Source organism: Providencia stuartii (genome assembly GCF_029277985.1).
Taxonomy (GTDB): Bacteria; Pseudomonadota; Gammaproteobacteria; order Enterobacterales; family Enterobacteriaceae; genus Providencia; species Providencia zhejiangensis.
In genome coordinates, this window is record NZ_CP119546.1 from 1686341 (window position 1) to 1698988 (window position 12648).

Sequence of the window (12648 nt, forward strand, 5' to 3'; positions counted from 1 at the left end):
AAAAAACAACAACTGACACATACTTTTCGTTTTTGAATTACTTGAAAAAGTTAAGAACGCTGGGTAAAAGTCACGATATCGCTAAGAGGTTATTTATGACGGTTCAACGTACATTTTCTATTATTAAACCAAACGCAGTAAAGAAAAATGCTATTGGTGCAATCTATCATCGTTTTGAAAGCGCTGGTTTTTCAATCGTTGCCGCCAAAATGCTGCATTTGACTCGTGAGCAAGCTGAAGGTTTCTACGCAGAGCACAAAGGTCGTCCTTTCTTTGAAGGTCTGGTTGAATTCATGACTTCAGGTCCAATTATGCTGCAAGTTCTGGAAGGTGAAAATGCGGTTCAGCGTCACCGTGACCTGATGGGTGCAACTAACCCAGATAACGCATTAGCAGGAACGTTACGTGCTGACTATGCGGATAGCTTCACTGAAAACGCAGTTCATGGTTCTGACTCTGTTGAGTCGGCAAATCGTGAAATCGCGTATTTCTTTACTGAAGATGAAATCTGCCCTCGCTAATTAACAAACTAATGCATTAGCATTATTCTAATAAAGTTTGTACAATGCGACGCCCTGTTAATATAATTGTTAACAGGGCTTATTTTATTATGAACGTTGTGCTATTCACATAGCACTCGCCGAAAGTGTAACAACGAGGCAACTTAAACATGTCCGATATGACAACAAGTGCACAATGTGCAACTTCCTCCGCTATTTCTGTCACACCAGAAAAAAACACACAAAAAATTAATCTCCTCGATTTGAATCGTAAACAAATGCGTGATTTTTTTGCGCAAATGGGTGAAAAACCATTCCGTGCCGATCAAGTCATGAAATGGATATATCACTACTGTTATGACGATTTCGATCAAATGACAGATATAAACAAAGCATTGAGAGCGAAACTCAAGGAAGTCGCTGAAATTCGTGCTCCTGAAGTCGCTGAAGAACAGCGTTCAGCTGATGGTACGATAAAATGGGCGATAACAGTAGGTGACCAGCAAGTTGAAACGGTTTATATTCCAGAAGATGACCGCGCAACATTATGTGTCTCTTCACAAGTGGGTTGTGCGTTAGAATGTAAATTCTGTTCTACAGCGCAGCAAGGATTTAACCGTAACTTACGTGTTTCTGAAATTATCGGGCAAGTTTGGCGTGCGGCAAAAATAATCGGTTCATTAAAATCCAGCGGACGCCGTCCTATTACTAACGTCGTCATGATGGGAATGGGGGAACCGTTATTAAATCTGAATAACGTCGTCCCAGCGATGGAAATCATGATGGATGATTTCGGCTTTGGTTTATCGAAGCGGCGTGTCACCTTATCGACTTCTGGGGTTGTACCAGCACTCGATAAGTTAGGTGATATGATTGATGTGGCGTTAGCGATTTCATTACATGCTCCGACGGATGATATCCGTGATGACATTGTACCGATTAATAAAAAGTACAATATTGAAACCTTCCTTAGCAGCGTAAGACGTTATTTGTCTAAATCAAATGCGAATGGTGGTCGTGTCACGGTGGAATATGTGATGCTGGATCATGTCAATGACAGTATTGAACAAGCGCATCAATTAGCGGAATGTTTAAAAGATACGCCAAGTAAAATTAACTTGATCCCTTGGAATCCGTTCCCAGGCGCACCTTATGGTCGTAGTTCGAACAGCCGTATCGATCGTTTTTCAAAAGTGTTGATGGAATATGGCTTTACGACGATAGTGCGTAAAACTCGTGGTGACGATATTGATGCCGCTTGTGGTCAGCTGGCGGGAGAGGTCATTGACCGTACTAAACGGACATTGAAAAAGCGCATGGCTGGGGAACCTATCAAGGTCAAAGCAGTCTGAGTTATAGATAATATCTAAATATTTGGTCTAATTATCATTTAGGTCATTTATGGATAGGCAAAATGACCCTCATCACCTACAATGATTTGTAGGTGATGATATTAATAAAATTGTCACGTTAGGATTATTACGAGTAAAGCTAAGGAAAATAGCTTTATATTTCATTCACTCGAACACAGTGTTGCTAGCAAATGACTATCGATAACAATACCGAACAAACTCCAATTACAGTAGGAAAACTACTCTCTCAAGCGCGTGAGCGAATGGGATTAACGCAAGAATCGGTCGCGGAGCGTCTGTGTCTTAAAGTTAGTACGGTAAGAGAAATCGATGAAGATGTAAAACCTGCTGGTGTCGAACCCACCTTTTTACGTGGTTATATGCGTTTATACGCACGTATGGTGAATGTGCCAGAAAGTGAATTAAATGCGCTACTTAGAAATGATGAGCCGATTGCAACATCAACGGTTTCATCTATGCAAAGTTACTCATTAGGTAAAAAACGTAAGAAGCGTGAAGGTTGGTTGATGAAGCTAACTTGGTTAATTGTCATTGTATTAATTGCAATGGTCGGCGTTTGGTGGTGGCAAGATCACCAAAAACAACAAAGTGAATTTGTCACAATGGCTAATCAAAATGATTTGCTATTATCCCAACAAAATAGCAGTGAAAATCAAGTGGAAGTGACGAGTAATGCCACGGAAACGCCTCCTGCAACAGAGACGCCAACGAATTCTGCGGTCGATCTCACCTCAATTCAGCCAAACGATAATCAAACAACCGAATCACAACCGGTTAAAACTGTGCCACTGCCAAATTCACCAAGTGCAACAGTGAACATTGATCGTACCCAATCAATTGAAGAACCTGCAACGGCACCTGTCGTTCAAGATGCACTCGCGATGAGTTTTAAAGGCTCATGTTGGTTGGAGGTTCGCGATGCGAATAATAAAGTCTTATATAGTGGTATCAAGAACAATGGTGATACCTTGGATTTACAAGGCAAATTGCCTTACCGCTTAAATATTGGTGCTCCCGCAAACGTTGATATCAAATTCAATGGCAATGCGGTTGACTTAAGCCGTTTTATTAAAGCGAATCGTTCTGCTAAGTTAAAAATACCAGAAGCATAAAGTCACAAATTAAGAAGACGCAAACTGTATCCTAAAACTAGAATTGTGATAGTTTGCAGTTTGCGTTTTTGTGTATAGTGGTCATCGCAGCAATGATTATCCACTACACAACAGTGTTTAAGAGCACATGGATGTCCAGAGAGTAAAATTAAAATGCATAATGAATCACCGATAAAAAGACGTAAATCCACCCGAATTTATGTAGGTAATGTGCCTATTGGCGATGGGGCACCTATCGCTGTCCAATCTATGACCAATACGCGCACGACGGATGTTGAAGCAACAGTGCGGCAAATCCAATCATTAGAGCGTGTAGGCGTGGATATCGTACGGGTATCTGTACCTACGATGGATGCAGCAGAAGCCTTTAAACTCATTAAGCAGCGTGTGAATGTGCCATTGGTTGCTGATATTCACTTTGACTATCGTATCGCGATGAAAGTCGCGGAATATGGTGTTGACTGCCTACGAATTAACCCAGGTAATATCGGTAGTGAAGAGCGTATTCGCCAAGTTGTGGATAGCGCTCGCTATCACAACATTCCTATCCGTATTGGGGTCAATGGCGGGTCACTGGAAAAAGATATTCAAGAAAAATACGGTGAGCCAACACCTGAAGCGCTAGTTGAATCAGCGATGCGACATGTCGATATCTTGGATAGATTGAATTTCGATCAGTTCAAGGTCAGTGTTAAAGCATCGGATGTTTTTCTTGCCGTTGGCTCTTACCGTTTATTAGCACAAAAAATTGACCAACCACTGCACTTAGGTATTACCGAAGCTGGTGGGGCACGCTCTGGTTCTGTTAAATCAGCAATTGGCCTTGGCATGTTGTTGGCTGAAGGTATTGGCGATACATTGCGTATTTCGTTAGCGGCGGATCCAATTGAAGAAGTTAAAGTTGGTTTCGATATTCTAAAATCATTACGGATTCGTTCTCGTGGCATCAACTTTATTGCTTGTCCAACGTGTTCTCGTCAAGAATTTGATGTGATTGGCACAGTCAATGCCCTAGAGCAACGTCTTGAAGATATCATCACCCCAATGGATGTATCCATTATTGGTTGTGTCGTCAATGGTCCCGGTGAAGCTGAGGTTTCCACCTTAGGGGTGGCTGGTGCGAAAACCAAAAGTGGCTTCTATGAAGATGGTGTTCGTCAAAAAGAGCGTTTTGATAATGACAATATTATTGATCAGCTAGAGGCGAAAATTCGAGCAAAAGCAGCCATGCTTGATGAAAATAACCGCATACAGATAAACCAAATAGAAAAATGATTGTCAAATAACTGGCTCTAATGGGCCAGTTTTTGTTTTTATGGTATTTTGGCGAGCACTCAACGGCACTATTTTGAGTAAAAAGGACAGGGGCAACCCTAAAAAGAGCAGAATATTCCCGATTGAAGAGGAATATTATGGTTTGTTGATTGAACCTAATGACATTTCGCTTTTATAATCGAGGCTATTCGATTCCGAAAAATAGAGACATAACGTGGCAAAAAATATCCAGGCCGTTCGTGGCATGAATGACTACCTGCCGGCAGACACTCGAGTCTGGCAGAAAATTGAAGCAGTTCTCAAAAATATTTTACAGGGTTATAGTTTTAGTGAAATTCGTACCCCGATTGTAGAGCACACCCCGCTATTTAGTAGAGCGATTGGTGAAGTGACGGATGTGGTTGAAAAAGAGATGTACACCTTTATCGACCGTCATGACACAGACAAAACTGAGGTTAGCCTCACTTTACGCCCTGAAAATACTGCTGGCTGCGTCCGTGCAGGTATTGAGCATGGTTTGCTGTACAATCAGGAACAGCGCTTATGGTATCTAGGGCCAATGTTTCGTCATGAACGTCCGCAAAAAGGTCGTTATCGCCAATTTCACCAACTAGGTGCCGAAGTGTTTGGTCTTGCGGGGCCAGATATTGATGCTGAGCTGATCATGATGACAGCACGCTGGTGGCGTGCATTAGGTATCAGTGAATATGTGACGTTAGAGTTAAACTCAATCGGTTCTTTAGAAGCTCGTGCAAATTACCGTGAAGCATTAGTGGCTTTCCTTGAGCAGCATAAAGAAAAGCTCGATGAAGATTGTCAACGCCGTATGTACACCAATCCATTGCGCGTACTTGACTCAAAAAATCAAGAAGTACAGGCATTATTAAATGATGCACCTGAGCTGTTTGATTATTTAGATGATGAATCTCGTGAGCACTTTGATGGCCTGTGCAAATTGTTAGATGCGGCTGGTATTCAATACCGAGTGAATCAACGTTTAGTGCGTGGTCTGGATTACTATAACCGTACTGTGTTTGAATGGGTGACAACCGCTCTTGGCTCACAAGGTACGGTGTGTGCAGGTGGCCGCTATGATGGCCTAGTTGGTCAACTCGGTGGTAAGCCAACACCAGCAGTTGGTTTTGCGATGGGCATGGAGCGTATGGTGCTCTTGGTTAAAGATTTGAACCCTAACTTCACTGCTGATGATTCTGTCACTGACGTGTATTTAGCTTCATTTGGCGATAATAGCCAACAAGCAGCATTGTTATTAGCTGAACAAGTACGTGATGCGTTGCCAAACATACGTGTGATGACCAATCACGGTGGCGGCAACTTTAAGAAACAATTAGCACGTGCAGATAAGCAGGGTGCAAGAATTGCGCTGATTTTAGGTGAAGATGAAATTGCTAATCAGCAAGTTAGTGTGAAACACTTACTGACTGGTGAGCAAGAAACTGTATCGCAGCAGCAATTAGCACAGCGTTTAGCTGAACTGTTAGGTTAAGGAGAAACTAATGGAAGTTTACACAACTGAAAACGAACAAGTTGATGCTATCAAACGCTTTTTTGCTAATAATGGCGTGGCGTTAATCATTGGACTTGTTGTCGGTATTGGGGCTGTTCTAGGATGGAATTATTGGCAGTCTCACAAGAGCAATGTGTTACAAGAAAGCGCTCAAAAATTTGAAAATGTCAGTACACAACTGCATTCAGGTTCAGCTCAAGGTATTGAAGCTGCACAAAAATTCGCTGCTGAAACAAATGATGTATACAGTGCGATGATTGGGTTAGAACTTGCTCAAGTTGCTGTTGATAAAGGTGATTTAGCGTTAGCAGAAAAATCATTATCAGATGCTTTAACCAAAGCAAAAACCGATGATATGCTGGACCTCATCAACTTTCGTTTAGCGCGAGTACAGCTAGCACAAGGTAAAGCTGATGCCGCGATAGCGTCAGTGGGTAATATTAAAGCTAAATCATGGCAAGCAGCAGCACAAGATATTCGTGGAGACGCTTTACTCCATAAGGGCGACAATGCAGGCGCAAAAGCTGCATATACTCAAGGGCTGGAAAGTGATGGCTCACAAGCAATTAGAAGCCTTCTTACCCTTAAACTGAACAACGTATCTGTACTCTAAGTAATTTGCGTCGCATCTAGGCAACAAGTGCAAGCATCCGAGCAAGAAATTTGTTCGGATGACTGAATGCCGATAATGATGTGACTTGGAATATGGTGAGTATAATTTATAAGAAGAAAGGAAACGATTATTATGCAGTTGCGGAAAACACTTTTGATTGGCCTAGTCGCTTCAGCTTTACTTGCAGGTTGTTCCAGCGAAACTGATTCTATCGTTATGGCGCCACTTCCTCAGGTTGAAAACCAATTTACACCTTCGATAGTTTGGGATAAATCAGTCGGAAATGGTGTTGAACAGTTTTATTCTGATCTGTCACCTGTTTGGGATGGCAGTGCAATTTATGCCGCTGATCGCAAAGGGCTAGTTAAGGCGTTTGAGCTTGATAGCGGTAAAGAAATCTGGTCAGTCGACCTTTCTAAGCGTACAGGTTTTCTTTCTGCTAACTTATCCGCACTGTTATCGGGTGGGTTAACGGTTTCTGGTGACCATATTTATATTGGAACCGAGCGTGGAACCGTCATCGCATTAAATAAAGAAGATGGTTCAGTCGTTTGGGATGTGGAAGTTGCGGGGGAAGCGCTTTCTCGTCCAGTCGCAAGTAATGGCCTCGTCATGGTTCATACTAGTAACGGTATGCTCCAAGCACTTGATGAAAATAATGGTGAAATCAAGTGGACAGTGAATATGGATACACCATCCTTGTCACTAAGAGGGGAATCAGCTCCGAGCGTCGCTTACGGTGCGGCCATTGTGGGTGGAGATAATGGCCGGGTTAGTGCGGTATTATTGTCTCAAGGCCAACTCATTTGGCAGCAACGTATTTCCCAGGTGACAAGTTCAACAGAGATTGGTCGTTTAGACGATGTGGATATGACGCCAATTATTGATGATGGTACTATTTATGCGATTGCGTATAACGGTACATTAGCAGCACTTGATATGCGTTCTGGGCAAATAAAATGGAAACGCGATTTAGGCTCCGTCAATAACATGGTCTTATCTGGTGAGAATTTATACCTTGTCGATCAAAATGACCGTGTATTATCAGTACGTAAGAGTGATGGTGTGACCTTATGGACCCAAGAGGGTTTGCTTAATCGTGGCTTAAGTGCCCCAGAAATGTACAATGGGTATATTGTTGTGGGTGATAAAGAAGGTTACTTGCATTGGTTAGATATGAGCACTGGCGGTTTTGTGGCGCAAAATAAAATCAATAGCTCAGGTATTCATAGTCGCCCAGTTGTTGCTGGTGATAAGCTCATGGTTCAGGCAAGAAACGGGACAGTTTATCTGTTAACGCGTTAATTTTCTGACAAGCAGCAAATTTCTCGATAAAATCAACAGCTCCTAATATTGGGAGCTGTTTCGTTTTTTGTTTTCTAGGTCAGTTTCACTGAAAACACCGAATTCTTTTAGTTAATTAAAGTAGTGAGGCATCAAATAATGATACCCGTCGTAGCGCTGGTTGGGCGTCCAAACGTAGGAAAATCCACGTTATTTAATCGATTAACCCGTACCCGTGATGCACTGGTAGCGGATTTTCCTGGGCTGACTCGTGATCGCAAATATGGTCGTGCTGAAGTTGAAGGGCATGAATTTATTATTATCGACACTGGTGGTATCGATGGTACTGAAGAAGGCGTCGAAACACACATGGCTGCACAGTCACTGCAAGCGATTGAAGAAGCCGATGTGGTTCTCTTTATGGTCGATGCACGCGCAGGACTTATGCCAGCAGATGAAGGTATTGCTAAGCACTTACGTAGTCGAAAGAAAAAAACCTATCTGGTGGCGAATAAGACCGATGGTATCGATGCTGATAGTGCCATTGGTGATTTTTATTCGCTCGGCCTAGGTGAAATACATTCTATTGCGGCGTCACATGGGCGTGGTGTAACCCAACTCATTGAAAAATCATTAAAGCCTTTTATTGAGATAGAAGAAGAAATTGAGCTAACCGAGGAAGAAGAAAATGCCGCTTACTGGGCTGCACAAGAAGCGGAAGCTGAATTTGACGAAGATGAAGATGATTTTGACCCAACCACATTACCGATTAAATTAGCCATTGTTGGTCGACCAAATGTTGGCAAATCAACACTCACTAATCGTATTTTAGGTGAAGAGCGGGTTGTCGTATTCGATATGCCAGGCACAACGCGTGATAGTATCTATATCCCAATGGAACGTGATGGGCGCGAATATGTCCTGATTGATACGGCGGGCGTACGTAAGCGTGGTAAAGTCACTGAAACGGTTGAAAAATTCTCAGTTATCAAAACATTACAAGCCATTGAAGATGCTAACGTCGTCTTACTCGTCATTGATGCTCGTGAAGGTATTTCTGACCAAGATCTATCATTATTAGGCTTTATTCTTAATGCAGGCCGTTCATTGGTGATTGCGGTCAATAAATGGGATGGCATGAAGCCTGAAGACCGCGAACATGTGAAAGACATGTTAGAGCTGCGTCTCGGCTTTGTCGATTTTGCGCGCATCCACTTTATCTCCGCGTTACATGGTAGTGGTGTGGGTAATTTATTTGAATCTGTGCAAGAAGCTTATGAATCAGCAACACGTCGTGTAGGTACTGCACTGCTGACGCGGATAATGAAAATGGCAGAAGATGAGCATCAACCGCCTCTTATTCGTGGTCGTCGTGTGAAAATGAAATACGCGCATGCGGGGGGGCATAATCCTCCTATTGTGGTCATTCATGGTAACCAAGTCTCTGATTTACCTGATAGCTATAAACGTTACCTAATGAATTATTTTCGTCGTTCATTACAGGTCATGGGGACACCGATTCGTATTCAATTCAAAGAAGGGGAAAACCCTTATGCGAATAAAAAGAACCAGTTAACAGCAACACAATTGCGTAAGCGTAAACGTTTAATGCAACATCTGAAAAAACGTTAATCCTAGAAGTCGCACATATTTGTGATACTTCGAGAAAGCCGTGACAATTTACTCTGTTACGGCTTTTTAATAACTATTTGTTATTCGTTGTGGTGAGCTAACGTGTATCTATTCCAGCTCCCAATTATGCAGATTACAGAGGGTAACCATGCAAACTAAATCTTCTACACGTCTAAATAAGTACATCAGTGAGAGTGGTATTTGTTCAAGGCGTGATGCGGATCGTTACATCGAACAAGGAAATGTGTTTATCAATGGCAAGAGAGCGACCATTGGTGATCAAGTTTTTAGTGGTGATGTTGTCAAAGTGAACGGACAACTGATTGAGCCTAGAAATGAAGAAGATTTAGTGTTAATTGCGCTGAATAAACCAGTGGGCATCGTGAGTACTACTGAAAGCGGTGAAAGAGACAATATTGTTGATTATGTGAATCACAGTAAACGTATTTTCCCGATAGGTCGGCTCGACAAAGATTCCCAAGGGCTGATTTTTCTCACTAACCACGGTGACTTAGTGAATAAAATTTTGCGTGCGGGCAACGAGCACGAGAAAGAATATATTGTGACCGTTAATAAACCCATTACCGATGATTTTATTCGTGGTATGGGCGCGGGGGTACCGATTTTAGGTACTATGACGAAAAAGTGTAAAGTAAAGAAAGAAGCTCCTTTTGTCTTTCGAATTACGCTGATTCAAGGATTAAACCGCCAAATCCGTCGTATGTGTGAATATTTCGGTTTTGAGGTCACAAAGCTTGAACGCGTACGGATTATGAATGTGAATCTTTCAGGTATCCCATTAGGTGAATGGCGTGATTTAACGGATGATGAGTTGATTAAGTTATTTGATATGATTGAAAAATCAGACTCAATGGCTCAGGCTAAGAAACCGGCTAAAGCGAAATCAGTGGCGACAAAACGGGTAAGTAAACCGAGTGCAGGTAACAAACCAAAGGCAACGACAGATACTGCATCTCGTAAACGTTTTACTCAACCGGGTCGTAAGAAGAAAAAACGTTAAATTTTTATCTCATAAAGTCAGCCGTATTATATGGCTGACAAACTTTGTCAGTGTTTGACCGTTGTTGCATTGATATTCTTAAATGTAGATCCCAACGCCTTCCCAGCTTTTACGTGTAATATCCACCACCTTATGATCAAAGAGTTGTGTTGCTGTTCTTAGCGTCGCTTGGGCAAACTCATTAAATGTTGTTCTGGTCGTGAGTGTTTTATCAAACATCGTACGGATCCAAATTTGTCCCGCTCGCTCCCATGAATAACCCCCTAACATGGTCGCTAATAGGTAAAAGGCTTTATTAGGTATGCCTGAGTTAATATGAACGCCGCCATTATCTTGGAAAATCGATAAATTTCGATAGTTTCGCATATGCCCAACTTGTGGATCTCGATTATTTTCGGATAGGCGATATGCAGTGCCTGGTGCTGACATAGAGCGTAAGGCAGGTGCTTTTTGTTTATCAATGAACAAGTTTTCACCCAGTAGCCAGTTAGATTGAGTCGCGGTTTCATTGGCTGCATATTGCTTGACCATGATCCCGACTACATCGGCGACAGATTCATTTAATGCCCCTGACTGGAAGACATAGTCAAAGTCTGTCGTGAAGGTAATAAAGCCATGGGTTAACTCATGAGCAATAATATCAATATCATTGTAAAACGGACCAAAATAGAGATTATCGCCGTCACCGAAATAGATGGCCTGTGAGTTCCAGAATGCATTAGGGTAATTTTTATCAAAATGAATGACGGCATTAATTTGTGAATCGCAGCCAAAAATTTTATTAATATTCAGTTTTTCTTTAAAAAATGATCTCACATGGCCAATGGAATCATACACAGTTTGTTCTGCTGTTGATGGCTTTATAGGGTCGCCTTCCTTCATAACGATCTGATAATCTTCATGAGGCATATGAAGTTCATAGGGACTTGGATAGCTTTCATCTAATGAGAGGTCGGAACGTGAACAAATAGGTAGATTTGAATGGACATGATTGGGTAAAAACTCTCTTTCCTGTGCATCTCTGATAATACGTTCATAATTGGTGCCAGGGCGTGCTGAACAAGCAAATAACTGTTTTAGATGCTCTTTATCTTCTGTTGAATAGGCGGTGCTCATTAGTTCATTGATATGAAATAACGTAGATTTTAATTTTTTACATTTCGACTCCTGATAGAGATGTGCAATAAGGTACGGAGGAAGATAGGAACGACCAAGAATATGACTCATAAACAGACTCCATTTTGTGTGTGAAAATGGAATCATAAGATAATGAGTTGTATATGTAACTATGTGATTAATAAGTAAATTTATTAACTATTATTGTTTTTTATCACAAAAGCCGCCAAGTCTTATGACGACTTTTATTAAGAGTAAATAATGTTACTATTTGTTCAACCAGTCTTTATTAGTCACTAAAAAATCACTATAGAGTTTTGCCTCGGGGGTATTTGGTTCAGGGTGATAGTCATATTCCCAGCGAACCAAAGGAGGCATAGACATTAAAATGGATTCAGTGCGCCCACCGCTTTGTAAACCAAATAATGTGCCCCTATCCCAAACAAGGTTAAATTCAACATAGCGACCACGTCGATATAATTGGAATTGACGTTCTCTTTCCCCCCAAGTGTGATGACGACGTTTCTCAACGATAGGCACATAAGCATCGAGAAAACCATGGCCAACAGCTTGTGTGAAGTTAAAGCAAGTCGTGAAATCAGGTTGGTTGAGGTCATCATAAAATAGTCCGCCTACGCCTCTAGGCTCATTACGATGCTTCAAAAAGAAGTACTCATCACACCAATTTTTATACTTAAGATACGTCTCTGAACCAAAAGGCGCACAGAGGTCGTGAGCGATGGTATGCCAGTGAACCACATCCTCTTCAAAACCATAATAAGGGGTTAAATCGAAACCGCCACCAAACCACCACACTGGCTCGTGACCCTCTTTTTCGGCAATAAAGAAGCGTACATTAGCATGAGTCGTTGGAATATAAGGGTTTTGAGGGTGAATGACTAAAGAGACGCCCATGGCTTGGTAGCTGCGACCTGCTAATTCAGGACGATGTGCCGTAGCGGAAGCGGGGAGTTGTTTCCCTTGAATATGGGAGAAATTAACGCCAGCCTGCTCAAATAGCGCTCCTTGAGTCAATACACGGCTACGTCCACCACCACCTTCAGCACGTTCCCACGTTTGTTCAAGGAAGGTTTCCTTACCATCCAGTTCAGTGATTTTTTGACAAATCGTTTCTTGTAGTTCAAGTAAAAATGTTTTTACTTGAAAAATATCAGGGTAATTCATTGTTTTCCA

The 12648-nt window shown here is 41.9% G+C and carries 11 protein-coding genes; 9 read left to right on the plus strand and 2 right to left on the minus strand.

The genetic code is table 11. From position 1 onward, the window contains the following. Positions 1–95 precede the first annotated feature (95 nt). From ndk to rluF, 9 genes are all read left to right on the plus strand, one after another. Positions 96–521 (plus strand): nucleoside-diphosphate kinase, encoded by a 426-nt coding sequence (ndk, locus tag P2E05_RS07310; RefSeq protein WP_154625151.1) that lies wholly within the window; start codon positions 96–98, stop codon positions 519–521. Between the two features lie 149 nt (positions 522–670). Continuing rightward, positions 671–1852: a bifunctional tRNA (adenosine(37)-C2)-methyltransferase TrmG/ribosomal RNA large subunit methyltransferase RlmN gene (locus P2E05_RS07315; protein ID WP_154625150.1), complete on the plus strand. Its 1182-nt coding sequence runs from the start codon at positions 671–673 to the stop codon at positions 1850–1852. Between the two features lie 191 nt (positions 1853–2043). Further along, positions 2044–2985 (plus strand): cytoskeleton protein RodZ, encoded by a 942-nt coding sequence (gene rodZ, locus P2E05_RS07320; protein WP_154625149.1) that lies wholly within the window; start codon positions 2044–2046, stop codon positions 2983–2985. Positions 2986–3138: 153 nt separating this feature from the next. Next, the gene (gene ispG, locus P2E05_RS07325; RefSeq protein WP_154625148.1) at positions 3139–4260 is read left to right on the plus strand and encodes a flavodoxin-dependent (E)-4-hydroxy-3-methylbut-2-enyl-diphosphate synthase; all 1122 of its coding nucleotides are present in this window, start codon (positions 3139–3141) and stop codon (positions 4258–4260) included. A 214-nt stretch (positions 4261–4474) separates the two neighbouring features. Continuing rightward, positions 4475–5767, plus strand: a complete 1293-nt coding sequence (gene hisS / locus P2E05_RS07330; protein WP_163861027.1) for a histidine--tRNA ligase — start codon at positions 4475–4477, stop codon at positions 5765–5767. Positions 5768–5777: 10 nt separating this feature from the next. Beyond that, on the plus strand, positions 5778–6401 hold the full coding sequence (locus P2E05_RS07335; protein ID WP_154625147.1) for a YfgM family protein: 624 nt from the start codon (positions 5778–5780) through the stop codon (positions 6399–6401). 132 nt (positions 6402–6533) lie between these two features. Beyond that, positions 6534–7706 carry an outer membrane protein assembly factor BamB gene (gene bamB / locus P2E05_RS07340; RefSeq protein ID WP_154625146.1) on the plus strand — a complete coding sequence of 391 codons (1173 nt, stop codon included), beginning with the start codon at positions 6534–6536 and terminating at the stop codon, positions 7704–7706. 138 nt (positions 7707–7844) lie between these two features. Then, positions 7845–9317 carry a ribosome biogenesis GTPase Der gene (gene der / locus P2E05_RS07345; protein WP_154625145.1) on the plus strand — a complete coding sequence of 491 codons (1473 nt, stop codon included), beginning with the start codon at positions 7845–7847 and terminating at the stop codon, positions 9315–9317. 148 nt (positions 9318–9465) lie between these two features. After that, positions 9466–10338, plus strand: a complete 873-nt coding sequence (gene rluF / locus P2E05_RS07350) for a 23S rRNA pseudouridine(2604) synthase RluF (protein WP_154625144.1) — start codon at positions 9466–9468, stop codon at positions 10336–10338. Positions 10339–10416: 78 nt separating this feature from the next. On the opposite strand, the gene P2E05_RS07355 is transcribed toward rluF, so the two are convergent. Together P2E05_RS07355 and hemF are read right to left on the minus strand one after the other, a co-directional pair. Then, on the minus strand, positions 10417–11565 hold the full coding sequence (locus P2E05_RS07355; protein WP_163861028.1) for a M4 family metallopeptidase: 1149 nt from the start codon (positions 11563–11565) through the stop codon (positions 10417–10419). 156 nt (positions 11566–11721) lie between these two features. Then, a complete protein-coding gene (hemF, locus tag P2E05_RS07360) occupies positions 11722–12639 on the minus strand; it encodes an oxygen-dependent coproporphyrinogen oxidase (protein ID WP_163861029.1) in 918 nt (305 codons plus the stop codon). Between the last annotated feature and the right edge of the window lie 9 nt (positions 12640–12648).

What these genes read in the sequence shown, in the direction of transcription:
- rodZ (WP_154625149.1), top strand. Translation starts at nt 2,044, where the DNA reads ATGACTATCGATAACAATACCGAACAAACTCCAATTACAGTAGGAAAA.
- der (WP_154625145.1), top strand. Translation starts at nt 7,845, where the DNA reads ATGATACCCGTCGTAGCGCTGGTTGGGCGTCCAAACGTAGGAAAATCC.
- P2E05_RS07315 (WP_154625150.1), top strand. Translation starts at nt 671, where the DNA reads ATGTCCGATATGACAACAAGTGCACAATGTGCAACTTCCTCCGCTATT.
- ndk (WP_154625151.1), top strand. Translation starts at nt 96, where the DNA reads ATGACGGTTCAACGTACATTTTCTATTATTAAACCAAACGCAGTAAAG.
- rluF (WP_154625144.1), top strand. Translation starts at nt 9,466, where the DNA reads ATGCAAACTAAATCTTCTACACGTCTAAATAAGTACATCAGTGAGAGT.
- bamB (WP_154625146.1), top strand. Translation starts at nt 6,534, where the DNA reads ATGCAGTTGCGGAAAACACTTTTGATTGGCCTAGTCGCTTCAGCTTTA.
- P2E05_RS07335 (WP_154625147.1), top strand. Translation starts at nt 5,778, where the DNA reads ATGGAAGTTTACACAACTGAAAACGAACAAGTTGATGCTATCAAACGC.
- P2E05_RS07355 (WP_163861028.1), bottom strand. Translation starts at nt 11,565, where the DNA reads ATGAGTCATATTCTTGGTCGTTCCTATCTTCCTCCGTACCTTATTGCA.
- hemF (WP_163861029.1), bottom strand. Translation starts at nt 12,639, where the DNA reads ATGAATTACCCTGATATTTTTCAAGTAAAAACATTTTTACTTGAACTA.
- ispG (WP_154625148.1), top strand. Translation starts at nt 3,139, where the DNA reads ATGCATAATGAATCACCGATAAAAAGACGTAAATCCACCCGAATTTAT.